This is a genomic window from Mesoplasma syrphidae (genome assembly GCF_002843565.1).
Classification (GTDB): domain Bacteria; phylum Bacillota_I; class Bacilli_A; order Mycoplasmatales; family Mycoplasmataceae; genus Tullyiplasma; species Tullyiplasma syrphidae.
On record NZ_CP025257.1, the window covers coordinates 141,213 to 166,540 of the forward strand.

The 25,328-nt window shown below is 32.3% G+C and carries 36 protein-coding genes; 35 read left to right on the forward strand and 1 reads right to left on the reverse strand.

Annotated features, from left to right (window positions below; all coding sequences use genetic code 4):
* Nucleotides 1-59: 59 nt before the first annotated feature.
* The 24 genes from alaS (at nucleotide 60) to CXP39_RS00670 (ending at nucleotide 17,196) form a co-directional block, all read left to right on the forward strand.
* Nucleotides 60-2,741 (forward strand): alanine--tRNA ligase, encoded by a 2,682-nt coding sequence (gene alaS, locus CXP39_RS00555; RefSeq protein ID WP_027048406.1) that lies wholly within the window; start codon nucleotides 60-62, stop codon nucleotides 2,739-2,741.
* A 48-nt stretch (nucleotides 2,742-2,789) separates the two neighbouring features.
* Nucleotides 2,790-3,809, forward strand: coding sequence for a hypothetical protein (locus CXP39_RS00560; protein WP_027048407.1), 1,020 nt, complete (start codon nucleotides 2,790-2,792; stop codon nucleotides 3,807-3,809).
* Between the two features lie 159 nt (nucleotides 3,810-3,968).
* Entirely contained in the window at nucleotides 3,969-4,277 is a 309-nt protein-coding gene (gene rpsJ, locus CXP39_RS00565; RefSeq protein WP_027048408.1) for a 30S ribosomal protein S10, read from the forward strand.
* Between the two features lie 90 nt (nucleotides 4,278-4,367).
* Nucleotides 4,368-5,069, forward strand: coding sequence for a 50S ribosomal protein L3 (gene rplC / locus CXP39_RS00570; protein ID WP_027048409.1), 702 nt, complete (start codon nucleotides 4,368-4,370; stop codon nucleotides 5,067-5,069).
* Between the two features lie 11 nt (nucleotides 5,070-5,080).
* On the forward strand, nucleotides 5,081-5,707 hold the full coding sequence (gene rplD, locus CXP39_RS00575; RefSeq protein ID WP_027048410.1) for a 50S ribosomal protein L4: 627 nt from the start codon (nucleotides 5,081-5,083) through the stop codon (nucleotides 5,705-5,707).
* Nucleotides 5,707-5,991 (forward strand): 50S ribosomal protein L23, encoded by a 285-nt coding sequence (gene rplW, locus CXP39_RS00580; RefSeq protein WP_027048411.1) that lies wholly within the window; start codon nucleotides 5,707-5,709, stop codon nucleotides 5,989-5,991. Before rplD ends, rplW begins: the two co-directional genes overlap by 1 nt.
* Before the next feature lie 64 nt (nucleotides 5,992-6,055).
* The gene (gene rplB, locus CXP39_RS00585; RefSeq protein ID WP_027048412.1) at nucleotides 6,056-6,895 is read left to right on the forward strand and encodes a 50S ribosomal protein L2; all 840 of its coding nucleotides are present in this window, start codon (nucleotides 6,056-6,058) and stop codon (nucleotides 6,893-6,895) included.
* A gap of 18 nt (nucleotides 6,896-6,913) precedes the next feature.
* Complete coding sequence (gene rpsS, locus CXP39_RS00590) at nucleotides 6,914-7,174, forward strand: 30S ribosomal protein S19 (protein ID WP_027048413.1); 261 nt, start codon at nucleotides 6,914-6,916, stop codon at nucleotides 7,172-7,174.
* Between the two features lie 20 nt (nucleotides 7,175-7,194).
* The gene (gene rplV, locus CXP39_RS00595) at nucleotides 7,195-7,533 is read left to right on the forward strand and encodes a 50S ribosomal protein L22 (protein ID WP_027048414.1); all 339 of its coding nucleotides are present in this window, start codon (nucleotides 7,195-7,197) and stop codon (nucleotides 7,531-7,533) included.
* A gap of 14 nt (nucleotides 7,534-7,547) precedes the next feature.
* Complete coding sequence (gene rpsC / locus CXP39_RS00600) at nucleotides 7,548-8,246, forward strand: 30S ribosomal protein S3 (RefSeq protein ID WP_027048415.1); 699 nt, start codon at nucleotides 7,548-7,550, stop codon at nucleotides 8,244-8,246.
* Between the two features lie 2 nt (nucleotides 8,247-8,248).
* Complete coding sequence (gene rplP / locus CXP39_RS00605; RefSeq protein WP_027048416.1) at nucleotides 8,249-8,662, forward strand: 50S ribosomal protein L16; 414 nt, start codon at nucleotides 8,249-8,251, stop codon at nucleotides 8,660-8,662.
* The gene (gene rpmC, locus CXP39_RS04095) at nucleotides 8,662-9,063 is read left to right on the forward strand and encodes a 50S ribosomal protein L29 (protein ID WP_027048417.1); all 402 of its coding nucleotides are present in this window, start codon (nucleotides 8,662-8,664) and stop codon (nucleotides 9,061-9,063) included. Before rplP ends, rpmC begins: the two co-directional genes overlap by 1 nt.
* Complete coding sequence (rpsQ, locus tag CXP39_RS00615; protein ID WP_084340193.1) at nucleotides 9,060-9,320, forward strand: 30S ribosomal protein S17; 261 nt, start codon at nucleotides 9,060-9,062, stop codon at nucleotides 9,318-9,320. The genes rpmC and rpsQ overlap by 4 nt, the downstream gene beginning before the upstream one ends.
* Before the next feature lie 23 nt (nucleotides 9,321-9,343).
* Nucleotides 9,344-9,712, forward strand: coding sequence for a 50S ribosomal protein L14 (rplN, locus tag CXP39_RS00620; protein WP_027048419.1), 369 nt, complete (start codon nucleotides 9,344-9,346; stop codon nucleotides 9,710-9,712).
* Between the two features lie 13 nt (nucleotides 9,713-9,725).
* A complete protein-coding gene (gene rplX, locus CXP39_RS00625) occupies nucleotides 9,726-10,052 on the forward strand; it encodes a 50S ribosomal protein L24 (RefSeq protein WP_027048420.1) in 327 nt (108 codons plus the stop codon).
* A gap of 19 nt (nucleotides 10,053-10,071) precedes the next feature.
* Nucleotides 10,072-10,614, forward strand: coding sequence for a 50S ribosomal protein L5 (gene rplE, locus CXP39_RS00630; RefSeq protein WP_027048421.1), 543 nt, complete (start codon nucleotides 10,072-10,074; stop codon nucleotides 10,612-10,614).
* A gap of 19 nt (nucleotides 10,615-10,633) precedes the next feature.
* Nucleotides 10,634-10,819, forward strand: coding sequence for a type Z 30S ribosomal protein S14 (locus CXP39_RS00635; RefSeq protein WP_027048422.1), 186 nt, complete (start codon nucleotides 10,634-10,636; stop codon nucleotides 10,817-10,819).
* Between the two features lie 25 nt (nucleotides 10,820-10,844).
* Nucleotides 10,845-11,234, forward strand: a complete 390-nt coding sequence (gene rpsH, locus CXP39_RS00640; RefSeq protein WP_027048423.1) for a 30S ribosomal protein S8 — start codon at nucleotides 10,845-10,847, stop codon at nucleotides 11,232-11,234.
* Nucleotides 11,235-11,253: 19 nt separating this feature from the next.
* Nucleotides 11,254-11,796 (forward strand): 50S ribosomal protein L6, encoded by a 543-nt coding sequence (gene rplF / locus CXP39_RS00645; protein ID WP_027048424.1) that lies wholly within the window; start codon nucleotides 11,254-11,256, stop codon nucleotides 11,794-11,796.
* A gap of 25 nt (nucleotides 11,797-11,821) precedes the next feature.
* Nucleotides 11,822-12,172, forward strand: coding sequence for a 50S ribosomal protein L18 (gene rplR / locus CXP39_RS00650; protein ID WP_027048425.1), 351 nt, complete (start codon nucleotides 11,822-11,824; stop codon nucleotides 12,170-12,172).
* An 18-nt stretch (nucleotides 12,173-12,190) separates the two neighbouring features.
* Nucleotides 12,191-12,847 (forward strand): 30S ribosomal protein S5, encoded by a 657-nt coding sequence (rpsE, locus tag CXP39_RS00655; RefSeq protein ID WP_084497587.1) that lies wholly within the window; start codon nucleotides 12,191-12,193, stop codon nucleotides 12,845-12,847.
* Nucleotides 12,848-12,864: 17 nt separating this feature from the next.
* Nucleotides 12,865-13,302 carry a 50S ribosomal protein L15 gene (gene rplO, locus CXP39_RS00660; RefSeq protein ID WP_027048426.1) on the forward strand — a complete coding sequence of 146 codons (438 nt, stop codon included), beginning with the start codon at nucleotides 12,865-12,867 and terminating at the stop codon, nucleotides 13,300-13,302.
* A complete protein-coding gene (gene secY / locus CXP39_RS00665; protein WP_027048427.1) occupies nucleotides 13,303-14,748 on the forward strand; it encodes a preprotein translocase subunit SecY in 1,446 nt (481 codons plus the stop codon). It abuts the gene before it with no gap.
* A gap of 144 nt (nucleotides 14,749-14,892) precedes the next feature.
* The gene (locus tag CXP39_RS00670) at nucleotides 14,893-17,196 is read left to right on the forward strand and encodes a lipoprotein (RefSeq protein ID WP_101305113.1); all 2,304 of its coding nucleotides are present in this window, start codon (nucleotides 14,893-14,895) and stop codon (nucleotides 17,194-17,196) included.
* A gap of 167 nt (nucleotides 17,197-17,363) precedes the next feature.
* Here the strand turns inward: CXP39_RS00670 and CXP39_RS00675 are convergent, their stop codons facing one another.
* On the reverse strand, nucleotides 17,364-17,909 hold the full coding sequence (locus tag CXP39_RS00675) for an AAA family ATPase (RefSeq protein WP_027048429.1): 546 nt from the start codon (nucleotides 17,907-17,909) through the stop codon (nucleotides 17,364-17,366).
* Nucleotides 17,910-18,071: 162 nt separating this feature from the next.
* Here CXP39_RS00675 and CXP39_RS00680 point away from each other — a divergent pair, with 162 nt between their 5' ends.
* The 11 genes from CXP39_RS00680 to CXP39_RS00730 all read left to right on the forward strand — a co-directional run bounded on the left by CXP39_RS00680 (nucleotide 18,072) and on the right by CXP39_RS00730 (nucleotide 25,328).
* A complete protein-coding gene (locus CXP39_RS00680; protein ID WP_027048430.1) occupies nucleotides 18,072-18,713 on the forward strand; it encodes an adenylate kinase in 642 nt (213 codons plus the stop codon).
* Between the two features lie 2 nt (nucleotides 18,714-18,715).
* Nucleotides 18,716-19,471, forward strand: coding sequence for a type I methionyl aminopeptidase (map, locus tag CXP39_RS00685; protein WP_027048431.1), 756 nt, complete (start codon nucleotides 18,716-18,718; stop codon nucleotides 19,469-19,471).
* A gap of 10 nt (nucleotides 19,472-19,481) precedes the next feature.
* A complete protein-coding gene (gene infA / locus CXP39_RS00690; protein ID WP_027048432.1) occupies nucleotides 19,482-19,721 on the forward strand; it encodes a translation initiation factor IF-1 in 240 nt (79 codons plus the stop codon).
* Nucleotides 19,722-19,811: 90 nt separating this feature from the next.
* Complete coding sequence (rpmJ, locus tag CXP39_RS00695; RefSeq protein WP_027048433.1) at nucleotides 19,812-19,925, forward strand: 50S ribosomal protein L36; 114 nt, start codon at nucleotides 19,812-19,814, stop codon at nucleotides 19,923-19,925.
* 51 nt (nucleotides 19,926-19,976) lie between these two features.
* Nucleotides 19,977-20,342, forward strand: coding sequence for a 30S ribosomal protein S13 (rpsM, locus tag CXP39_RS00700; RefSeq protein WP_027048434.1), 366 nt, complete (start codon nucleotides 19,977-19,979; stop codon nucleotides 20,340-20,342).
* Between the two features lie 18 nt (nucleotides 20,343-20,360).
* The gene (rpsK, locus tag CXP39_RS00705; RefSeq protein WP_027048435.1) at nucleotides 20,361-20,750 is read left to right on the forward strand and encodes a 30S ribosomal protein S11; all 390 of its coding nucleotides are present in this window, start codon (nucleotides 20,361-20,363) and stop codon (nucleotides 20,748-20,750) included.
* Nucleotide 20,751: 1 nt separating this feature from the next.
* A complete protein-coding gene (locus tag CXP39_RS00710) occupies nucleotides 20,752-21,705 on the forward strand; it encodes a DNA-directed RNA polymerase subunit alpha (RefSeq protein ID WP_027048436.1) in 954 nt (317 codons plus the stop codon).
* A 21-nt stretch (nucleotides 21,706-21,726) separates the two neighbouring features.
* Nucleotides 21,727-22,086 (forward strand): 50S ribosomal protein L17, encoded by a 360-nt coding sequence (rplQ, locus tag CXP39_RS00715; protein WP_027048437.1) that lies wholly within the window; start codon nucleotides 21,727-21,729, stop codon nucleotides 22,084-22,086.
* Between the two features lie 457 nt (nucleotides 22,087-22,543).
* Nucleotides 22,544-23,410: an energy-coupling factor transporter ATPase gene (locus CXP39_RS00720; protein WP_342744653.1), complete on the forward strand. Its 867-nt coding sequence runs from the start codon at nucleotides 22,544-22,546 to the stop codon at nucleotides 23,408-23,410.
* A 32-nt stretch (nucleotides 23,411-23,442) separates the two neighbouring features.
* A complete protein-coding gene (locus CXP39_RS00725; RefSeq protein WP_027048439.1) occupies nucleotides 23,443-24,357 on the forward strand; it encodes an energy-coupling factor transporter ATPase in 915 nt (304 codons plus the stop codon).
* 14 nt (nucleotides 24,358-24,371) lie between these two features.
* On the forward strand, nucleotides 24,372-25,328 hold the full coding sequence (locus CXP39_RS00730) for an energy-coupling factor transporter transmembrane component T family protein (RefSeq protein ID WP_027048440.1): 957 nt from the start codon (nucleotides 24,372-24,374) through the stop codon (nucleotides 25,326-25,328).

Consider the following 25,328-nt stretch of genomic DNA (forward strand, 5'->3'; position numbering starts at 1 on the left):
AATAATATTTAGTTATAGTTGTATAATTAAAAATATAGAAATTAATAAAAAGGATTAAAATGAAAAAACTTACTACTAATGAAATTCGTCAAATGTGACTAGACTTTTTTCAAACAAAACAACACCATTTTTTGGCACCAGTTTCATTGATTCCTGTCGATGATCCTTCTTTGCTATGAATTAATTCTGGAGTGGCTACATTAAAACCATATTTTGATGGAAGAAAAACTCCGCCAGCACCACGCTTAACTAATTCTCAAAAGGCAATTCGTACAAATGATATTGAAAATGTTGGAGTAACTGCACGTCACCAAACAATGTTTGAAATGTTAGGAAACTTTTCAATTGGAGATTATTTTAAAAAAGAGGCAATTGAATTTGCTTGAGAATTGCTGACTTCTCCACAATGATTTGGTATTTCACCAGAAAAGTTATATATTACAGTTTTTAATGAAGACGAAGAAGCTTATCGAGTTTGAACTGAAGTGATTGGAATCCCTAAAGAAAGAATTTTTGCTTTAGGTCGTGACACTAACTTTTGAGATGTTGGACAAGGACCATGTGGTCCAAATACTGAAATGTTTTTTGATCGTGGTTCACAATGAGATCCTGAAAATATTGGTCCGCGTCTGATTGCAGATGATATTGAAAATGACCGTTACATTGAAATTTGAAATGTTGTATTCTCACAATTTAATAATGATGGGAACAATAACTATGCTGAATTACCAAGAAAAAATATCGATACGGGAGCTGGTTTAGAAAGAATTGCTTCAATTTTTCAAGATACTCCTACAAATTTTGAAACTGATATTTTTTGACCAACAATTCAGAAAGTTGAAAGCTTGTGTGATTCAAAGTTTAAGTATTCAATTGAAAACTATCGTCACCCTGTTAAAGAACAAACACGTATTAATACTGCTTTTAAAGTAATTGCAGATCACGTTCGTGCGACTACATTTGCAATTGCTGATGGAGTCTTTCCTGGTAATAAGGATCGTGGATATATCATTCGTCGTTTAATTCGTCGTAGTTCAGTTTATGGTCGTGAATTAGGAATAACAACATCATTTTTATATAAATTAGTAGACGAAGTAATTGCAGCGATGGGAGAATTTTATCCATATTTAAAAGCGAAAAGAGATATGATAGTTGAAGCAATAAAAACCGAAGAAGAAAAGTTTTTAAAAACTTTAACAAAGGGATATGACACTTTAGAAAAAATTATTAATGATGAACAGACAGTTTCAGCTAAAAATGCATTGCTATTGTTTGAGTCATTTGGATTCCCCATTGAACAAACTTTAGAGTTAGCAGCAGATCGTGGTGTTGAAGTTGACTATACTGGTTTTGAAAACCTTTTGGAAGCTACTAAAATAGCTGCTCGTGATGCTCGTAAAGACTTAAAAGCATGAGATAAACAAAATGAGTTGTTTACAAAACTAACTATCAATTCAGAATTTACTGGTTGAGAAGAAACAACTCGTGAAAATAGTCAAGTTGTATTTATGTTTGCAAATGATCAAGAAATTCAAGAAATTACTGATCAAGAGGGTTTTGTAATTCTTGATAAAACTCCATTCTATGCTGAAAAAGGTGGTCAAGCAGCTGATGCTGGAATTTTAATTGGTGATAATTTTAAAGCCGCAGTTATTGATGTTCAACAAGGACCACAAAAACAAAATATTCATCGAATTTCAGTACAAGGTACTTTAAAAGTTTCTGATATAGTTAAAGCTATTGTTGATGAAGATAAACGTATATATACAATGAAAAACCATTCTGGAACTCATATGGTTCATTATGCTTTACGACATGTACTTGGTGATACTGTTATGCAATCAGGATCTTATAATGATGAACATGGACTAAGAATGGATTTTACCTTTAATCGCAATGTTACTGATGAAGAATTGAGAGCAACAGAAATTGAGGTTTTAAAACGTATAAAAGAAGGTCACCCACGTGAAGTTTACTTTTGTAATATGGACGATGCTATTAATAAATATCAAGCATTGGCTTTCTTTACAGAAAAATATGATGAAGAAGTTAGAGTTGTTAAATTTGGTGATTTTTCTTCTGAATTATGTGGAGGAACTCATGTTGACAATACTAAAGATATTGAAGATTTCATTATTACTGGAATTGAGTCTAAAGGTTCTGGAACATTTCGTATTAAATGTTTAACTTCAAACGAAACTGTTAATGAGTATCTACAAAATCAATTTAAAAATTATTCTGACGAAGCTGATAAAATAATAGATAAATATAACACTTCAAAAGAAATTTTAAAATCGGCAAAATTGGAAATTATTTACCAAGAACTAAAGATTTTAGAAATTTTAAAAGATAATTTAGAAATAGTTAAAGAAAAATTAGAGTTATTAAAAGAAACTTTTAAAAGTTACGAAAAAGAAGCAAATGATTTGATTACTGCAGCTAAATTAGCACAATTTCAAAATGTTGAGCCAATTATTAATCAAGATGGTATTAACGAAATTAGACTGCATACATCTGGATTAACTATTAAAGATTTAAAAGAATTATCAGATCAATTTAGAAATAAATTTGTTGATTTAATTGTAATCTTATCATCAACAACCAATGAAGAAAATTTTCTTGTTGTTGGGGTCAGCGAGTCACTTCAAGATCGCTTTAAGGCTATCGAAATTTTTAAAGGAATGAAAGATATTAATCCTAAGGGCGGAGGAAATGCTAACTTAGCTCAAGGCAAGTATTAAAAATTAACTTGTGAGACTTCTCACAAGTTTTTTGTAGAAAGGATCGCAATGTTTTATTTTGATCATCAATCAGTCTTAATTGAGATTAAAGTGTTGCAAACAAGTGAAAGTAATGTTTATCTAATTGGTGATGAAATTTATGAAAATGTTCCTCAATCAATTTTAGATTTAGCATTTGTAAGTGCAAACTGAAATCGGGCTTTAAAATTTTTTGCAAACTCCGAAATTACTAATTGCATTCAAACTGGATATTATATGATTGACTTTGATATTTATTTAGACTTTAATATCCAAGATATAAAATTATTGACAAAAACTTTTTTCTTTCAAAAAATTTTAGAGCAAACTCGTTTTAAAAAAGAATTTATGAAAAATATTTTTAAATTTAAAAATCGCAATAAGCATATTGATGTTATTAAACCAATCACTAATGAAATTGTTGAGACCTATAATTTGCAAAATCTTAAACATAATAAACGCAATTTTAGTTTGCAGCGTAACTTAGTTACTAAAACAATGAATTTAACAAAGTATCGTTTTAAAGACTTATTTATCTTAGATGATAAATTTTATTTAGAAATTACAAATAAAAATCAGAGAATTTATCATATTCCTGCTCATGAACTAGAATATGAAGTTTTGTCACTAATTGATTATGTAGATCTTAATAATAATACTTTTTATATTAACACTGAGTTAGAATGAAACCACAATATTAAAAGCGAGTTTTATTTTGAAAATCAAAAACTGGCTCAAGAAATATTGATAAAAATTTCTGCAACTATTGAAAAATATCTTGATGATAAAAATTTATTTTGGCACTTATATAATATTTCCAATGATAAAAAATATTTATTAAAAGGAATTAAAGATATTTTTGAAAATACAGATTTTAAAAATGGGATAGAAAAACTAGAATCAAGCTTTCGAAATTTAAAATTAAATTATTTAAATTTTATATTAGAACAAGAAGAAGTCGTCACAAAGTTTCAAAGTTATGTAACCAATCAAGAAGAACAAGAACTTTTTGATAGTGTTCTGGTTCGCTATAAAAAACAAACAAAATAATGACAAAAAACGTCATTATTTTTTTATTTATTTTTTTTAAAAAAGACTCTTTTATTCTAGTCAATTTATGAGTATAATTAACCTTGCATGTATATTTTGTGTGCGCAATTACAACACTCTGGAAAGAGTTGTCAAGAAAAATTAAAATAGGAGGTTAGCATGGCAGAACAAAAAATGAAAATCAAACTTAAAGGTTATGACCACGCAATCGTGGATCAAAGCATTTTAAAGATCATCGAAGCTGCTGAAGGAACTGGAGCCAAAGTTAGAGGGCCAATTCCTTTACCAACAGATAAGCAAATCATTACAATTCTTAGAGCTGTTCATAAGTACAAAGATGCTCGTGAACAATTCGAAATGAGAACTCACAAAAGATTATTAGAAATTTTAAATCCAACACCTACAACAATGGATGTTTTAAAAAGAGTAAAACTACCAAGTGGTGTTGATATTGAAATTAAACTTTAATAATCACTAATTCTTAAAAAACAATTAAAAACAAACACAAAATACAAAACCAAGATATACATGGTTATCAAAAATTAGGAGGAAATTAAGATGAAAGGAATCTTAGGACGTAAGGTAGAAATGACACAAATCTTTACTGAAAACGGGAAATTAGTTCCAGTTACAGTAGTTGAAGTTTTACCAAATACAGTTTTACAAGTTAAATCTTTAGGGTCAGACGGTTACGTTGCAACTCAATTAGGAGTTCAAGACAAAAGAACTAATTTAGTAAATAAACCTGAAACAGGACACTTTAAAAAAGCTGGTTCAGCACCTAAGCGCTTCGTAAAAGAAATCAGAAACATGGAAGGTTTCACATTCGGTCAAGAAATTAAAGCCGAAGATATCTTCACTTCTGGTGAATACGTTGACGTTACAGGTATATCAAAAGGAAAAGGATTTGCAGGAGCAATCAAGAGACATAATTATTCACGTGGACCAATGGGACACGGATCAGGGTACCACCGTGGTATTGGATCAATGGGTGCAATTATTAACCGTATCTTCAAATCTAAAAAAATGGCTGGTCACATGGGACACCAAAAAGTTACAATTCAGAACTTAGAAGTTGTAGCAATTGATTCATTAAACAACTTAATGTTAATCAAAGGATCAATTCCAGGACCAAAAAACCAATTTGTTCAAATCAAACAAAACGTTAAAGGGTTAAAAGCTTTAACAGCAGCTACATTATTAAACAGAAATGCTAAGGTTGAAACTCCAGTAGTTGAAACAGTAGCTGAAGAAGCATAGGAGAGGGCCAAATGAACTTAAAAGTATTAAACGTTAAAGGTGCTGAAGTAAAAGACATCACTTTAAATGACAATGTTTGAGGAATTGAACCTCACCAACAAGCAATTTACGATACGGTAGTATCACAACAAGCTGCATTAAGACAAGGAACAAAGAAAACAAAAACTCGTGCTGAAGTTTCAGGAGGGGGACGTAAACCTTGAAAACAAAAAGGTACAGGTCGTGCTCGTCAAGGATCAATCAGAGCACCTCAATGAAGAGGTGGAGGGGTTGCGTTTGGGCCAACACCAGACATTAACTACAAAAAATCTGTAAACAAAAAAGTTAAAGCATTAGCTTTCAGATCGGCTTTATCTTTAAAAGCTAAAGAAAGCAATCTTGTAATCGTCGATAAATTTGAATTTTCAAAACCATCTACTAAGGAAATGTTAGAAGTTATGAAAAACCTAAAAATTGACAACCAAAAAACATTAATTATTACTAAAGAAAAAGAAATGTTAGTAATCAAATCTGCAAATAACATTAGCAAACTTAAAACATTACCTGCTAACCAAATTAACATGTTTGATATTCTAAATGCTAATAAATTAGTAATGACAGAAGAAGCTGCTTTAGCAGTTGAGGGGGTATACGCATAATGCATTTAACAGAAGTAATTAAAAAACCAATTTTAACTGAAAAATCTTTTGTTGGTCATGCTAATGGTGTATATACATTCATCGTTGATAAAAAAGCTAACAAAGTAACAATTAAAAAAACTTTTGAAGAAATTTTCCAAACACAAGTTGCATCAGTAAGAACTATGAATTGTGATGGAAAAGAAAAAAGAATGGGTAAATTTGTAGGTAAAACAAACGCTTACAAAAAAGCAATTATCACTTTAAAAGAAGGTCAAACATTAGACGTATTAAATGACTTATAGAAAAACCTTCCCAAGGTAAATTATTGTAAGCATAATCGTTAAAAAGCTATAGAAAGGGATAAATATGGCAATTAAAAAGTATAAGCCTACGACAAATGGTCGTAGAAATATGACAACTATTGATTACAGCAAAATCTTAACAACAGATACACCTGAAAAATCATTAGTTAGTTCATTAAGCCAAAAAGCCGGAAGAAATAACCGCGGAGTAATTACAACTCGCCACAAGGGTGGAGGACACAAACGTAAATACCGTATTATTGATTTCAAAAGAAATAAATTAGATGTAGTTGGAACAATCGCAACTATTGAATACGATCCAAATAGAAACGCATTCATTTCATTAGTAAAATATATGGACGGAGAAAAACGTTACATCTTATTTGCTAAAGGAATGGAAGTAGGAATGAAAATTGTGGCATCAGAAAATGCTGATATTAAAATTGGTAATGCTGCACCATTAAAAAACATTCCTGAAGGAACTTTAGTTCACAATGTGGAGTTAAAACCTGGTAAGGGTGGACAAATGGCTCGTTCTGCGGGATCAAAAGTTCAAATTCTTGGTAAAGACGATGAAGGTAAGTATGTTACTTTGCGTTTAGCATCAGGAGAAGTTAGAAAAGTTTTAGCTGAATGTTTTGCAACAATTGGAGAAGTTGGTAACGAAGAATACAACTTGATCAATTGAGGTAAAGCTGGACGTAACCGTTGAAGAGGTATCCGTCCAACTGTTCGTGGATCAGTTATGAACCCGAATGACCACCCACACGGAGGGGGAGAAGGACGTACACCAATTGGACGTAAGAACCCAGTAACTCCATGAGGAAAAACTGCATTGGGAGTTAAAACTCGTAACAAGAAAAAAGCAAGTACAAAATTAATCGTAAGAAGACGTACTAAATAGGAAAGGGGAAAAGAAGATATGGCAAGATCATTAAAAAAAGGACCTTTTGTTGATGAACACTTATTTAAAAAAGTGGAAACAATGGGGAAAAATGAAGTTATTAAAACTTGATCACGTAGATCAACTATTTTCCCTGAATTCATCGGAAGAACTTTCGGTGTGTACAATGGAAAAGAATTTATTCCAGTATACGTGACTGAAGATATGGTTGGACACAAATTAGGTGAATTTGCTCCAACTCGTAAATTCGGTGGTCACGGCGATGACAAGAAAAAATAGGAAGAGATAGGAAATAAATCATGGAAGCAAAAGCACAATTAAATATGATTCGTATCTCACCTAGAAAAGTTAGACTAGTTGTCGATACAATCAGAAATAAATCAGTGGCACAAGCTGTAGCAGTTTTACAAAACTTAGATAAAGTTTCAGCTGAGCCAATTTTAAAATTATTAAATTCAGCTATTGCAAACGCTGTTAATAACAACGGAATGGAAGCTGATAAATTGTTTGTTAAAACAGTTTACGTAAATGAGGGTCCAACTTTAAAACGTTTTAGACCAAGAGCTCACGGTAGAGCATACGAAATTTTAAAAAGAACAAGTCACATTACATTAATTGTAAGTGATGTTAGAAACTAGGAAGGAGCAGAATTATGGGACAAAAAGTATCACCAAACGTTTTACGTTTAGGAATCGTTAGAGATTGAGAAAATAGATGATATGCTGAAAAAGGACAATATGTAACTTGATTAAATCAAGATATTAAAATCCGTGAAACAGTTTTAAAATTATTAAAAGATGCAGCAGTTGCAAAAGTTGATATTGAAAGAACTTCAGCAGATTTAACTTTAATCATTAAAACTGCTCGTCCAGCGATTGTTTTAGGAGCAGAAGGTAAAAATATTCAAAATATTACTTTGGCTGTGAAAAAAACAGTTAAAGACAAAAACTTAGTTGTTAATGTAAAAGTTATTGAAATTAAAAATCCAGATACTGATGCAACATTGGTAGCTCGTTGAATTGGAGAACAAATCACAAACCGTGCTTCATTTAGAACAGTTCAAAAATTAGCTATTAGAAAAGCATTAAAAGCTGGTGTTAAAGGAATCAAAACATCCGTAAGTGGACGTTTAGGAGGAGTTGAAATGGCTCGTACTGAAGGTTACTTAGAGGGATCAGTTCCATTATCAACATTAAGATCAAACATTGATTACGCATTGTATGAAGCTGCAACTACATATGGTCAAATCGGAGTTAAAGTTTGAATTAACCACGGAGAAGTTTTAGGAAACAACCACAACTACGATAGAGTTATGGAAAGACCTAGATACAACAAAGGAGGTAAAAGATAATTATGTTAATGCCAAAAAGAACTAAATATCGTAAACCTCATAGAGTTAGTTATGAAGGAAAAGCTAAAGGGGCAAAAGAAATCAACTTTGGTGAATTTGGATTAATGGCATTGGATGGTGCTTGAATTGACAACCACCAAATCGAAGCTGCGCGTATTGCGATGACTCGTTTTATGAAACGTGATGGAAAAATCTGAATGAGAATATTTCCACATATGTCAATGACAAAAAAACCTGCTGAAGTTAGAATGGGATCTGGAAAAGGGAACCCTGAAAAATGAGTAGCAGTTGTAAAAACAGGAACAGTAATGTTCGAAATTGCTGGAGTAAGTGAAGAAACAGCACGTGAGGCGTTAAGATTAGCAATGCACAAACTACCAATTCGTTGTAAATTTGTTAAAAGAGGTGAAGAATAATGGGTAAATCAAATCAAATCACAGATTTAAGAAATTTATCTGTTGAAGAACTAATCAAAACTGGTGAAGGAAAAAGAGCAGAATTATTTGCCCTAAAATTTCAAGCAGCAGTTGGGAGTTTAGAACAAACTCACCGTATTAAAGAAATTAAAAAAGAAATTGCAAGAATTGAATTAGTATTATCTGAAAAACGCCTAGCAGGTGAAAATACAAATCAAACTATTAAAGCTGATTATGGTCAAGCAGTTGCTGAAGCCGAAAAATCAGGAAAAGAAGTAAGAGCTAAACAACGTAAAATGATCGAAGACATGCAAGCAGAACAATTTGGAACTTCAGTTGATGAAGATTCAATCGCTGCTGCAATGGCAAATGCAGCCGAAGCAGAAGGAGACGCAGAATAATGGAAAGAAATAGCCGTAAAGTACTAGTTGGTAAAGTAGTATCTGATAAAATGGATAAAACTATTACTGTCTTAGTTGAAACATACAAAAACCACCCAATTTATAAAAAACGTGTTAAATATTCAAAAAAATATAAAGCACACGATGAACAACAAATCGCTCGTATGGGAGATAAAGTTGAAATTATGGAAACACGTCCTTTATCAGCAACTAAAAACTTTAGATTAGTTAAAGTTGTCGAAAAAGCTGTTCTTTAATAGAAAGATAAGGAAGTAAATTTATGATTCAAAACTTATCCGTATTAAAAGTAGCTGACAACTCAGGTGCTAAAGAAGTTCGTGTAATTCGTAATTTAGGTGGATCAGTGAGAAAATTCACTGGTATTGGTGACATTGTTGTTTGTTCAGTTATCGCTGCTGCTCCTGGAGGAGCTGTTAAAAAAGGTCAAGTTGTTAAAGCTGTTATTGTTAGAACAAAACGTGAGTTAAGAAGAGAAGATGGAACATATATCAAATTCTCAGAAAACGCTGTTGTGTTAGTAAAAGATGATAAAAACCCACGTGGAACACGTATTTTCGGTCCAATTGCACGTGAAATTAAAGACGCTGGATTTGTAAAAATTGCATCTCTAGCTCCAGAAGTATTATAGGAGGAACCAGAATATGACTAAATCAAAAATCTTAAAAGGTGATGTTGTTAAAATTATCGCTGGTTCACACAAAGGTGAAGTAGGACCAATCACTCACATTACTAAAGACAAAAAATGAGTTTCAGTTCAAGGAATTAATGTTTTAAAACATGTTAAACCTTCACAAACTGATACTGAAGGAGGAATTAAAGAAATTCCTGCTAAAATTAATATTTCAAACGTAGCATTACAAGATCCAAAAACAAAGGACTTAACAACAAAAATAGGTTATGAAATTGTTGATGGAAAAAAAGTTCGTGTAGCGAGAAAATCTCAGCAACACATTAAAGCTGTTAAATAAGAAAGGAACATAAAGAAATATGAAATCAAGATTACAAACTAAATATACTGCTGAAATTGTTCCTGCTTTATTTAAAGAGCAAGAATATAAATCAGTAATGCAAGTTCCCAAATTAACAAAAATTGTTATTAATATGGGAGTCGGAGAAGCAACAACAGATCCTAAGAAATTAGATATGGCAGTTGCTGAACTAGAATTAATCGCTGGTCAAAGACCATTGGTTACAAAAGCTAAAAAATCTTTAGCTGTATTTAAATTAAGAGAAGGAATGCCAATTGGTACAAAAGTTACTCTAAGAGGGAAAAGAATGTATGATTTCTTAGACCGTTTAGTTAACGTTTCATTGCCACGTGTGCGTGACTTCAAAGGGGTTTCAAAAACATCATTCGATGGATTTGGAAACTACACTCTAGGAATTAAAGAACAAATCATTTTCCCTGAAATTGATTATGATAAAGTTCAAAAACTTCGTGGAATGGATATTACTGTCGTAACAACTGCTAAAACAAATGAAGAGGCTTTCGCATTACTTGAAAAATTCGGAATGCCTTTCCAGAAATAATACAGGGGGATAGAGAAAAATGGCTAAAAAATCATTAAAAGTTAAACAAGCTAAACACCAAAAGTTTGGTGTTAGAAGTTACACTCGTTGTAACCAATGTGGTAGACCACATGCTGTGCTGAAAAAATTTGGAATTTGCCGTCTATGCTTTAGAAAATATGCATATGAAGGTCAAATCCCTGGTATTAGAAAAGCATCTTGATAATTTATAGAAAAGGAAATAGAGAAATATGACTACAGACGTAATTGCAGATATGCTTACTAGAATTCGTAATGCTAACCAAAGATACTTAAAAACTGTAAGTATGCCAGGAAGCAAAATGAAGCTAGAAATCGCAAGAATTTTAAAAGAAGAAGGGTTCATTTCAGATTTCATCGTTGAGGGTGAAGCTAAAAAAACTATTACTATAACATTAAAATATCAAGGTAAAACAAGAGTTATTCAAGGACTTAAAAAGATCTCAAAACCAGGATTAAGAGTTTATGCACCAGCAAATGAAATCCCACAAGTATTAAATGGATTAGGAATCGCAGTAGTATCAACATCAAAAGGAATCATGACAGATAAACAAGCACGCTCAACCCAAGTTGGTGGAGAAGTGTTAGCGTTTATTTGATAGAAAAGGGAGGAAGTAATTAATGTCACGTATAGGAAACAGAATATTAGCAATCCCTGCCGGTGTTGAAATTACAATAGCAGACGATAACACAGTAACAATTAAGGGCTCAAAAGGAACATTAGTTCAAAAATTTGCTAAAGTTATTACAATTAATGTTGAAGACGGAAATGTAACAACAACTAGAGCAAACGAAGCAAAACATACGAAACAATTGCATGGAACAACAAACTCATTACTGCAAGGAATGTTAACTGGGGTAAGTGAAGGATTTAAAAAAGAATTACAAATTATCGGAGTTGGATATAAAGCTGCTTTAAATGGTAATAACTTAAACTTAGCTTTAGGATTCTCACACCCAGTAAACTATACAATTCCTGAAGGAATTACAGTTGAAGTTCCAAAACCAACTGAAGTTATCATTTCAGGGATTGATAAACAATTAGTTGGTGAAGTAGCAGCAAACATTAGAGCATACAGAAAACCAGAACCATACAAAGGTAAAGGAGTTCGTTACAAAGATGAATACATTATTAGAAAAGAAGGAAAAGCAGCTGGTAAATAAGCCAACGCTTTAAAGGAAAAGAAATATGAAATTTACAAAAGCAGAATCAAGAAAAAGAAGACACTTCCGAGTAAGAAACAAAATTTCTGGAACTACTTCAAGACCAAGACTAAATGTATTCAAATCAAACACAAACTTTTATGCTCAAATTATCGATGATACAACTGGAGTTACACTTGTATCAGCATCTACTTTAAAAATGGATTTAAATTCTAAATCAAATGCTGAAGCAGCAATCAAAGTTGCTGAGGAAATTACAAAATTAGCATTATCAAAAAATATCGAAGAAGTTGTCTTCGATCGTGGTGGATACTTATACCATGGTAAAGTAAAAGCTTTTGCAGAAGCTGCAAGAGCAAATGGATTGAAATTCTAGAAAGGGCACGGAAAAAATATGACTACAGAAAATACAACAATTGAAGTAGCAGCAACAGCTACAAAAACAGTCGAAACTCCTAATGCTCGTCCAGAAGGAAAAAAATTCGATAGAAGAAATGCTAAACCAAGAAACAACAACCGTCGTTTTGAAAAAGTGAAAGATGACTTTGAAGAAAAAGTAGTAACAATTAGACGTGTTACTAAAGTTACCAAAGGTGGACGTCACTTTAGATTTGCAGCCGTAGTTGTGGTTGGAAATAAAAAAGGTCAAGTTGGAATGGGAACTGGTAAAGCTAACGAAGTTCCTGAGGCAATTAAAAAGGCAATTAAAGAAGCTCGTAAGAATCTTGTGACAGTATCATTAAGAGGAACAACTGTACCGCATGAGGTTTTAGGATCATTTGGAGCTGGTAAAGTATTAATTAAGCCAGCTAAAGAGGGAACAGGAGTTATTGCTGGGGGACCTGCACGTGCTGTTATTGAATTAGCAGGAATTGCAGATATTTATGCAAAATCATTAGGACGTAATACTCCAATTAACATGATTCGTGCAACTCTTGACGGTTTAACAAAAATGCAAACTGCTCAACGAGTACAAGAATTACGTTATGGGAAAGCTCCTAAAAAAGCTAACCCAACAAATACAAAAGTAGAAGAAGCTAAAGCAGCTTAAGAAAGGAGTCACAATTTATGAAATTACATGAATTAAAATATACTGAAGGTAGTAAAAAAGATGCTACTCGTGTAGGTAGAGGAATGGCTTCTGGAAAAGGTAAAACTTCTACTAGAGGTCACAAAGGACAAAATTCACGTTCTGGTGGTGGAGTACGCCCAGGATTTGAAGGAGGGCAAACTCCTTTATTCAGAAGACTTCCTAAAATTGGATTTACTTCACGTAATCAAAAAGAGTTTGTATTATTAAATTTGTCAGACTTAGAAAAATTAGGATTAACAATTGTTGACCATTCAACACTAATTAGTGCTAAAATTATTAAGAATGATAAACAATTAGTTAAAGTTTTAGGAAACGGAACTTTGACTAAAGTTATTAATGTCAAAGTTAACAAAATTTCTCAAGCAGCTAAAGAAGCAATTGAGAAACTTGGGGGAACTGCAGAGGTGATTTAGATGGCAATGAAAAAAGCTACAAAACGTAAGCCCAATTTCATTAAAGCATCTAAGGGAAAAAACGATTTTGAAAGGACTAATTTCTTTACTAAAAATAAGGATTTGGTTTTTAGAATCGTTTTTACTTTATTGGTGTTGTTGATTTTAAGGGTAGGTATTTATATAACTGTTCCAGGGGTAAAAATTAATGAAGGCTTCACAAGTGGAGTTTCGGATATTCAATTTTTTCAACTGCTTTCAACTTTGGGAGGAGGAAGTATTGGTAAATTTTCAATTTTAGCATTGGGAGTTTCACCATACATTACTGCTTCAATTATCGTACAATTGTTATCTACAGATGTTATACCTGTCTTATCACGATGATCAAAATCAGGAGAACGTGGTCGTAAAAAACTTGATAAACTAACCAAAATATTGATGATTCCATTTGCAATTATGCAAGGAGAAGCAACAATCTTTACTTTACAAGCTAAAGGGTTAATTAGTCCTGGATGAAGTGACGCTAACTCAGTTGCATCTACTGGTTTTTATTATGTACTTGTACCATTAATTATGTTGGCAGGATCATTTCTAATGTTGTGAATTGCTGATCAAATTACAGTTAGAGGAGTTGGTAATGGAGTTTCAATTATTATTTTTATTGGAATTATCACTACAATGCCAAATAACTTTAAAGCAACATTCCAATTCTGAGTTTCAAACACTGATGAAGAAGCAGCAATTTTATTTGATGGAATTTTAAAATTTATGATTTATGTGGGAGTCTTTTTCTTAGTTATCTTTGCAATTGTTCTGACCAATGAAGCTGAGCGAAAAATTCCAATCCAACAAACTGGATCAGGATTAGTTGATTCAAAAGATCATACACCATACTTACCATTAAAAATTAACAATGCTGGAGTTATTCCTGTAATCTTTGCATCAGCAATTATTTCAACACCAATTACAATTTCGCAAATTATTGATGCTAAAGGAACTAGCAATAACGGGTTTGTCTACTTTGCCAATCATTTCTTATCATTTGATACATGATGAGGAATTAGTATATATGCGGTAATGATTATTCTCTTTACCTTCCTATATTCACAAGTGCAGATCAACCCCGAAAAAATTGCTGAGAACTTTCAAAAATCAGGAACCTTTATTCCAGGAATCAAACCAGGAAAAGACACTGAAAAATATTTAACTGGAACAATTAATCGTTTATCAGTTTTGGGAGCGACATTCTTATCTGGAATTGCAATCCTACCATATGTTATTTCAAAGTTAACTTCTCTTCCATCTAATTTAGCAATTGGAGGGACTGGATTAATCATTTGTATTTCAGTTGCCATTCAGACAATGCAACAACTAAAGGGTCGTTTAATTCAACAAGCATACATTGACAAGAAAAAAGAAAAATTTACTATTGAAAATGACACTTGACGCCCAACAAGCATTTGATAGAATCTTTAAAAAATTCTTAAAAAAGCAAAAAAAAGTTTTTAAAAAAACAATAAATTGTAGAAAATTCTACAACTTATTGTTTTTTTTTTTTTTTTTAAGAGAGAATATTAACATAAATAGGATAAAAAAAGAAGAGGAAGAACAATGAAAAAGTTATTAACCCTATTAGGTGCTGTTGGACTAACAGCAACAGCTGGAGCAGCTGTTGTTGCATGTGGAAATCCAAACAAGGATAAAACAGTAGATATTAGTGAATTTGCAAAGTTAGTTAAAGCCGAAGCAAATGGCAAACATGAAAGTATTGCTAAAGCTAAAGAAGCAATTGAAAAATTGGATAAACCAGAAGGAATTGAAAAAACTATCGTTACTGAAGTTAAAACATCTAACATTAGAGTAGCATTTGTTGCATCAAAAGGTTACAAAACACCGATTCCTTTGGTAGAAAAATTTGTGGAAAAAGGTCAGACACAGAAAATTTCAACTGATGATGTTCAAACTGCGTTAGATGCTAAAATTAAAGATAAAGAATTTACAGATGCTGCTGCTGCGATTGCTGCTGCAAAACAAATTTCATTAGCTGAAGGATTAGAGTTAGCTGGTGAACCAACAAATAGTGAACAAACAATTACTATTGTGGTAAAAGCAAAAGATGGATATGTTCTTAAAGAAGGATCAGAAACAACATTTACAGCTGCATGAAAAGTTGCTGAAACTGAAGTTTCAACTGATAGTGTTCAAAGTGCGTTAGATGCTAAAGTTAAAGATCAAGAATTTAAAGATGCTGCTGCTGCGATTGCTGCTGCAAAACAAATTTCATTAGCTGAAGGATTAGAGTTAGCTGGTGAACCAACAAATAGTGAACAAACAATTACTATTGTGGTAAAAGCAAAAGATGGATATGTTCTTAAAGAAGGATCAGAAACAACATTTACAGCTGCATGAAAAGTTGCTGAAACTGAAGTTTCAACTGATAGTGTTCAAAGTGCGTTAGATGCTAAAGTTAAAGATCAAAAATTTAAAGATGCTGCTGCTGCGATTGCTGCTGCAAAACAAATTTCATTAGCTGAAGGATTAGAGTTAGCTGGTGAACCAACAAATAGTGAACAAACAATTACTATTGTGGTAAAAGCAAAAGATGGATATGTTCTTAAAGAAGGATCAGAAACAACATTTACAGCTGCATGAAAAGTTGCTGAAACTGAAGTTTCAACTGATAGTGTTCAAAGTGCGTTAGATGCTAAAGTTAAAGATCAAAAATTTAAAGATGCTGCTGCTGCGATTGCTGCTGCAAAACAAATTTCATTAGCTGAAGGATTAGAGTTAGCTGGTGAACCAACAAATAGTGAACAAACAATTACTATTGTGGTAAAAGCAAAAGATGGATATGTTCTTAAAGAAGGATCAGAAACAACATTTACAGCTGCATGAAAAGTTGCTGAAACTGAAGTTTCAACTGATAGTGTTCAAAGTGCGTTAGATGCTAAAGTTAAAGATCAAAAATTTAAAGATGCTGCTGCTGCGATTGCTGCTGCAAAACAAATTTCATTAGCTGAAGGATTAGAGTTAGCTGGTGAACCAACAAATAGTGAACAAACAATTACTATTGTGGTAAAAGCAAAAGATGGATATGTTCTTAAAGAAGGATCAGAAACAACATTTACAGCTGCATGAAAAGTTGCTGAAACTGAAGTTTCAACTGATAGTGTTCAAAGTGCGTTAGATGCTAAAGTTAAAGATCAAAAATTTAAAGATGCTGCTGCTGCGATTGCTGCTGCAAAACAAATTTCATTAGCTGAAGGATTAGAGTTAGCTGGTGAACCAACAAATAGTGAACAAACAATTACTATTGTGGTAAAAGCAAAAGATGGATATGTTCTTAAAGAAGGATCAGAAACAACATTTACAGCTGCATGAAAAGTTGCTGAAACTGAAGTTTCAACTGATAGTGTTCAAAGTGCGTTAGATGCTAAAGTTAAAGATCAAAAATTTAAAGATGCTGCTGCTGCGATTGCTGCTGCAAAACAAATTTCATTAGCTGAAGGATTAGAGTTAGCTGGTGAACCAACAAATAGTGAACAAACAATTACTATTGTGGTAAAAGCAAAAGATGGATATGTTCTTAAAGAAGGATCAGAAACAACATTTACAGCTGCATGAAAAGTTGCTGAAACTGAAGTTTCAACTGATAGTGTTCAAAGTGCGTTAGATGCTAAAGTTAAAGATCAAAAATTTAAAGATGCTGCTGCTGCGATTGCTGCTGCAAAACAAATTTCATTAGCTGAAGGATTAGAGTTAGCTGGTGAACCAACAAATAGTGAACAAACAATTACTATTGTGGTAAAAGCAAAAGATGGATATGTTCTTAAAGAAGGATCAGAAACAACATTTACAGCTGCATGAAAAGTTGCTGAAACTGAAGTTTCAACTGATAGTGTTCAAAGTAAGTAGTACACAGTTAAGATAATTTCTTATATATTAACTTTGAAAATATTTAGAAATAAGAAGACTTTATTTAATTTAACAAAGAAAAAAACGGCACACGTGCCGTTTTTTTTATGAAAATACTTGGCTTTCGCTATTTTTTGCTCTACTTTATGCAGTGTTTATCATTTGTATTATTTAGACCATTGCAATATTTTCGCTATTTTTTTATATTTATATTTGGTTTCCCTTATTGAATTAAGTTTCAATACTTGACACTTCTTATTATTCATTTCTCTAGTATGTGCTAAATAAGTTCCACCTTCATTAGGATTCAAATTAGTATAATATCTACGAGATCACTCAATAAATTCATTTGTATAATTGTCATTTTCGTCAATCTCTAAAGCATCTTTTCCATAACGAGCAATTTCCCGTTCAATTAATCGCTGCATACGAGTTTCTTCATCAAGGTATAAAAAGACTAATAAATCAACATCAGCAAAACCTTCCTTATATCAGCTATAAGTTGAGCCAGCTACAATATAGCTATCAATATTTTCTGTGTCTTGCTTATACAATGCAATTTTTTCTTCAACAGTATTTTTAACAGTTTCATTTGTTCCGGATTTTCAATAATATGAATCAGTATCAATTCATTTAATATTGTGCTTTTCAGCAATATATTGAGCTAAAGTAGTTTTGCCAGTTGCGCTAGCTCCAATGATTTGAATTTTCATTTAAACCTCCGTTGTTATTTATAATTATAATATATTGAAAAGACATTACCTTATAATTATAATAATCAAAATATTTTTATTAATATAGCTTTTTTTAGTTAAGATAAAAGTTAAAATAGTAATATAGATTCATGAGAGAGAATCATAGAAGAAGGACTTAAAATGAATATAATGTTATTAGGAGCACCTGGTTCGGGAAAAGGGACACAGGCTGAAAAATTAGTAGCACGTTTGGGATATATACAATTTTCAACTGGAGATCTTATGCGTAAACAAATTACAGATCAAACTAGTTTAGGATTGGAATGTGCTAAATATATGAATGAAGGAAAACTAGTGCCTGACAAGATTGTTAATGCAATTGTAAAAGACTATTTGAAATCTAACAGTAATAAATTAATATTTGATGGTTTTCCAAGAACTTTGGAACAAGCTTTAGAATTGGAAAAAATGTTGGCTGAAGTCGATTCTAAAATGGATAGAGTAATTTACATTGATGTTGCTAAAGAAATTATATTAAAAAGAATTTCTGGAAGAATTATTTGTCCAATATGCAAAGTTAGTTATCATATTGAAACTCGCAAACCCCTTGTTGAAGGAATTTGTGATAATGATGGAGCTGCTTTAGTTCGTCGCCCCGACGATTCTCCAGAAAAAGTAGCTGTCCGTTTAAAAACATATGAAGCTGATACAAAACCGTTAATTGATTTCTATAGTAATAAACCAGGATTTATTCATATTGAAGAGGCAGCTGAACTAGATGGTGAAATTGTTTATAATATGATAGAAGAAGCACTAATTTAATAATGGTAACTATTAAAACACTTGAAGAAATCAATAAAATGCGTGTTGCTGGACAAGTATTATCAGAAGCAGTTCAGATGCTAAAAGAAATGTGTCAAGTTGGTATAAATTGTTTGGACCTTGATAAAGCATTCGAAAAATTTATTTTAGCAAAAGGATGCACTTCAAACTTTAAAGGTTATGGTGGTTTTCCTAAAACTATTTGTATTTCAATTAATGATCAATTAGTTCACGGAATTCCTCAAGATAGAATTTTAGAAGATGGTGATATTGTTAGTATAGATACAGGTTGTGTCTATCAAGGTTATCATGCAGATTCTGCATTTACTAAAATAGTTGGTACCCCAAAAGATGAAAAACATGCTATACTTATAGAGGTGACTGAAAAATCTCTTGAACTTGCAATCGCGCAAGTAAAACCGGGAACAAGAATCGGAACAATTGGATCAACAATTCAAAAATATGTTGAGTCATTTGGCTTTGGTGTTCCTCGAGATTATACTGGACATGGAATTGGTACAGAAATGCACGAAGAGCCATACGTACCAAATTATGGTACTCCAGACACTGGTATGAGATTGCAACCGGGAATGGTAATTGCTATTGAGCCAATGGTTCAGATAGGAACGTTCAAGACAAAGGTTGCATCTGATAAATGAACAGTGTATTCAGCAGACCACAGTATGGCTGCACACTTTGAACATACTATTTTAGTAACTGATAGTGGTAGCGAAGTTTTAACTCGTTATAAGGATTAGGAGATTTAATATGGCAAAAGAAGCAGAAATGGAATTTGAAGGTACGGTTGTTGAAGTGTTGCCTAGTGCACAATTCAAAGTACAACTGGAAAACGGCATAGTTATCGATGCACACGTGTCAGGTAAAATCCGAATGCATTACATTCGCATCTTACCTGGAGATAAGGTAACAGTCGTGATATCACCATACGACATGACACGTGGAAGAATTACATTTAGAACAATCGCTAAGCGAAATACTAATTCGTAATTACACAATATAAGATATAAATTTAATTAATCGGGTTTCCGATTAATTTGTTGCTTTTTAAAAGGCAAAACGAATACGGAGGTTCAAACGATGAAAGTAAGATCATCAGTCAAAACAATGTGCGACAGCTGTCGTGTTATTAGACGTAAAGGCCGCGTAATGATTATTTGTGCTCAACCAAAACACAAACAAAGACAAGGTTAATTCGTTTAAAAAGAGATTAAATTAACAATAGTTAAGAAAGGAATACGTAATATGGCTCGTATTAGTGGGGTAGAAATACCAAATGATAAAAGAGTTGTGATTTCATTAACTTACATTTATGGAGTTGGGTTATCAACATCTCAAAACATTTTAGCTAAATTAAACATTAGCGAAGATGTTCGTGTTAAAGATTTAACAGAAGAACAAATTAAAGCTATTTCTACAGAATTGGCTTCAGTAAAAACTGAAGGTGAATTACGTAGAGAAGTATCATTAAATATCAAGCGTTTAATGGAAATTGGAAGTTACAGAGGGTTAAGACACCGTAAGGGTCTTCCAGTAAGAGGGCAATCAAGTAAAACTAATGCTAGAACTGCTAAAGGACCAAGAAAAACTGTAGCTAATAAGAAAAAATAGGTAGAAGGAGAATAGATTATGGCAAACCAAAAATCACAAGGTAAAAAAAGAATCAAAAAAAATATTCCTAAAGGTATCGCTCACATTCACTCTACTTTTAACAACACAATTGTTACTATTAGTGATGAAAAAGGGAATGTACTTTCATGATCAAGTGCTGGTGCATTAGGATTCAAAGGTTCTAAAAAATCTACACCTTACGCTGCTCAAATGATTTCAGAAGCAGCATCAAAAGGTGCAATGGATAATGGGGTTAAAACCGTATCTGTAGAAGTTAAAGGTCCAGGACCAGGAAGAGATGCTGCTGTTAGAGCACTTCAAATTGCTGGGTTAGAAATTACTTCAATTAAAGATACTACACCAATTCCACACAACGGAGTGCGTCCAAGAAAACGCCCAAGAGGTTAATATGAAACAATTTATGAGACCGGAATTCACTCTTTTAAAAGAAGAGCAAGACAAATCATACGGGAAATTTATGGTTGAACCTCTAGAAAGAGGTTTTGGAACCACTTTAGGAAATGCAGTTAGAAGAACTCTTCTATCAGCAACTCCAGGAGCAAGCGTCTACGCAATTAAAATTGCTGGAGCATCACATGAATTTACATCAATCCCAGGGATTGTTGAAAATGTTTCACGTATTATTTTAAACATCAAACAATTGGTATTAAAAATTGATGCTAATATCTACACTGACGAAGAAGTTGCTGAATTAAAAATTTTAACTACAACAACTGGAGCAGTTACAGGGGGAGATTTATTACTTCCAACTGGAGTTGAGGTTCTGAATAAGGATTTACACATTGCAACTGTTGCAGATGGAGGAGTTTTAGATTTAGTACTATTTGCTAAAAACTCACGTGGGTATAAATCATTTAAAGATAATACTAAGGAAAAAAACTTAGAAGTTGGAGCAATAACAATTGACTCAAACTACTCACCAATCTTGAAAGTAGCTTATAGTGTAGATTCAACAAAAATTGGTCGTTCAATAGATTTAGAAAAATTGGAAATTGAAGTAACAACTGATGGTTCAATTTCAGCTGTCGAAGCAATTTCAATAGCAGCGAAAGTTTTAGTTGCTCATTTAGAATTTTTCATTAACTTAAACCAAGAAATTAATGGTTTGGAAGTTATTGGAGTAACTGATGAAGATGAAAAAGAGCTTGATAAAACTGTTGAGGAATTAGATTTTACTCAAAGAAGTTTAAATTGTTTAAAACGCGCTGGAATTGACACATTAAGAGAGTTAGTTTCAAAATCAGAAGATGAAATTCAAGAGATCAGAAATCTTGGACGTAAATCATTAAAAGAAATTAAAGATAAAGTTGCTCAATTGGGGTTAACTTTCAAACAAGTTTAATAGAAAAAGGGGGTACGAACAATGTCATATATTCAAAAAAGAGGTCAAAATACGGCTTGAAGAATTGCATTAATGCGTAACTTAACTACTGAACTTATCGTCTCTGAACGTTTAGAAATCACAGAAACAAGAGCTAAAGAATTAAGAAAACACTTTGATCACATGGTGACTTTAGCAAAACGTGGTGATTTACATGCACGTCGTCAAGCAGCTGCTTGATTAAGAGATGTAGAAGTTTCAGACAAGGAAACAGCATTGCAAAAACTATTTACAGATATAGCTAAAAAATACAAAACAAGAAACGGTGGATACACAAGAATTCTTAAATTAGATAACCGTAAAGGTGATAATGCACCAATCGTAATTATCGAATTAGTATAGTCTCAAAAAAATAGGACCAAAACCGGTCTTATTTTTTTGTTTCGTGGGATTTGTAGTTTATAATATTTATAAAATAGAAATATAATATGGAGGAAAAATGAAAAAACTATTTACAGAGTTTTATAAAACTAATTTAAATGACCAAGACCTAAATGAATTTAAAATAATTTTGAATAAGTTTTATATTGAAACTACAGAAAAAAGCAATACTTTTTACGCTTTGAAAGATAAATATGCTAATCGTCAAATCACAAAAGAAGAATTACAAAAAGCACGTTTGGAATATCGCGCAGTTAAAAATGAGTTTGCTAAAGTAACACAAAATAATGCTTTTAAAATTAATCTTAATAATGCCAGAAACTTATTAAAGGCAGCGAAAAAGACTAAGGCCGCTATTGATATTCAAAAGGCTCAAGAAGAGTATGTAATTGCTAAGCATTTGTATGATGAGGCAAAGTTAGTAATTAAGGAAAAAGGTCGTGGAGCGTCATTAGCAAAAGTATCTGAAAACGCTTTAGAAGTTCGCCATCTGTCATTTAAATATTCTCCAGATTTTCCTTATGCATTAAAAGATGTTAATTTTGATATCAAACATGGGGAATATGTAACGATTATTGGACATAATGGTTCTGGTAAATCGACATTGTCAAAATTGCTAATTGGAGTACTATCAGCTGAAGAAGGAGATATTAAAGTTTTTGGTAATTTAATGACTAAAAATAACTTGGATCAAATTCGTCGCTTTTTAGGAATTGTTTTTCAAAATCCTGATAATCAGTTTATTGGTTCAACAGTTGAAGCTGATATTGCTTTTGGATTAGAAAATAAGCGTGTTAATCCTGAAGACATGCGTGAAATTATTATTGAAGCAGCTAGCAAAGTACGCATGGAAAACTTTTTGGATAAAGAGCCTTTAAACTTAAGCGGGGGTCAAAAACAACGTGTGGCAATTGCTTCGACATTGGCATTAAATCCTGACATTATTATTTTTGATGAGGCCACAAGTATGTTAGATCCAAAAGGTAATCGTGAAATTAAAGAAATTATGGTGGAATTGCGTAATACAGGACTCAAAACAATAATTTCAATTACCCATGATATGGATGAAATTTTGAATGCAGATAAGGTAATTGTAATGAATGGTGGTCGTTTAGAAAAAATGGGAACTCCAGAAGAAATTTTAAAAGATAAAGAATACTTAAGATCTCGTCATTTAGATATTCCATTTTTAGCAACAGTTGAAGAAGCTTTGGAAAATGTTGGGGTTAAAGTTCAACATTCCAAAAATATGGATGAGTTGGTGAAACAAATATGCAAAAAATAACAAAAGCAGACAAAGCTTTGCAAAAAAAATACATGGATCAAATTAAAGCAGAACGTAAAGTTAAGAAAAAGTACGATTACTCTGGTGATATTGTTTTGGAAAATGTTTCTTATACATATTCTAAAAATTCACCATTTGAATTTCGTGCTTTGGATAATGCTCATTTAACTTTATCAGCGGGCATTATTACCTGTGTAATTGGAACAACAGGGTCTGGAAAGTCAACAATGATTCAATTAACTAATGGATTATTGACAACTGAAACTGGACGTACTGTAATTGGAGATTATCAAATTCCTGCGGCAATGAAAAAAATTAAAGAGGTTAAAGAATTGCGTAAAGAGATTGGTCTTGTTTTTCAATTTCCGGAGTATCAATTATTTAAAGATACAGTTGAAAAGGACATTTCCTTTGGTCCTATTAACATGGGTGGAAATAAACAAGAGGCATTAGCAGCAGTTCCAAAATTGTTAGAACTAGTGCAATTGCCAGCTGATTACTTAACTCGCTCGCCTTTCGAGCTTAGCGGAGGTCAAAAACGTCGTGTAGCGATTGCTGGAATTATTGCAATGGATGGAAATACTTTAGTATTAGATGAACCAACTGGAGGATTAGATCCTCAAGGTGAAGATGATTTTATGAAATTATTTAAGCGCTTAAATATTGAACAAGGAAAACGTATCATTATGGTTACTCATAATATGGATCAAGTGCTAAAAATTGCCGACCAAGTTGTAGTTTTACATGAAGGTAAATTAATTGCTAAAGGAACACCGTTTGAAATATTTTCAAACCAAGAAATGTTAGAGAGAATTGAAATAGAGCCGCCAAAACTTTATCGTTTAATGTATAAATTAAGAGCTGAAGGAATTGATATTTTAAATAAACATGTAAGAACTGTAGAAGACTTTGCTCGTGAGTATCGTTTGGCTACTGCAGAAGAATAGGAAGAGGCATAGATATGAGAATTACATTTGGACGATATATTCCCAAAAATTCAGTTATCCATCGTATGGATCCACGATTAAAATTGGTAATGATTATTTTACTAATTGTTGCAATCTTTTTTCCAATTGGATATACTGGATACATTTTTATGAGTGCAGTAATCATGGGATTGTTTGTTTTGTCAAAATTAAATTTTAGAATGTTACTTACACTGCTTTTTCCTGTTTGCTTTATTTTTACAGTGATTTTATTTTTGAACTTCTTTTTGATGCATCCGGAGAGTTCATTATTTGCTCCAGGAGAAAAGTTGCATGATTGAGTAACACAAACTAAAACTGGTTGAATTGGGAATATCCCAGCATCGTTTAAAAATGAAACCCAAGCAATTGGTCATTTCTATAATTGAAAAGTTTTATGATTTAGTGAAAAAGCTGTTTATAGCGCATTACTAATGGGATGAAGAATTTATTTAATGATCACTCTAACATGCATCTTAACAGGAACAACTCAACCGCTACAATTAACTTTGGCAATTGAAGATTTACTATTGCCATTAAGATTAATAGGAATCCCAGTTTATATTTTATCAATGATTATTTCGATTGCTTTACGTATGATTCCAACTTTGATCGATGAAGCAGGAAGAATTATGAAGGCTCAATCATCGCGTGGTATTGACATTAAAAATGGTAAGAAAAAAGACAAACTTAAGGGATTGACTTCGCTAATTATCCCACTGTTGGTTTCTGCATTTCAAAAAGCTGAAGATTTGGCATATGCCATGGATGCTCGTGGATATGAACCGCATGCTAAACGAACACGATATGTTCAATTTGAATTTAAAATGGTTGACTTTGTATTATTTACTTTGGGACTTGCGATAGCCATTTTTGCAATCGTTTACGCATCTATGCCAGAAACTTTTAGTTTCTTACACATGCCACAATTGGATGCCCTAACAGTTTACTAA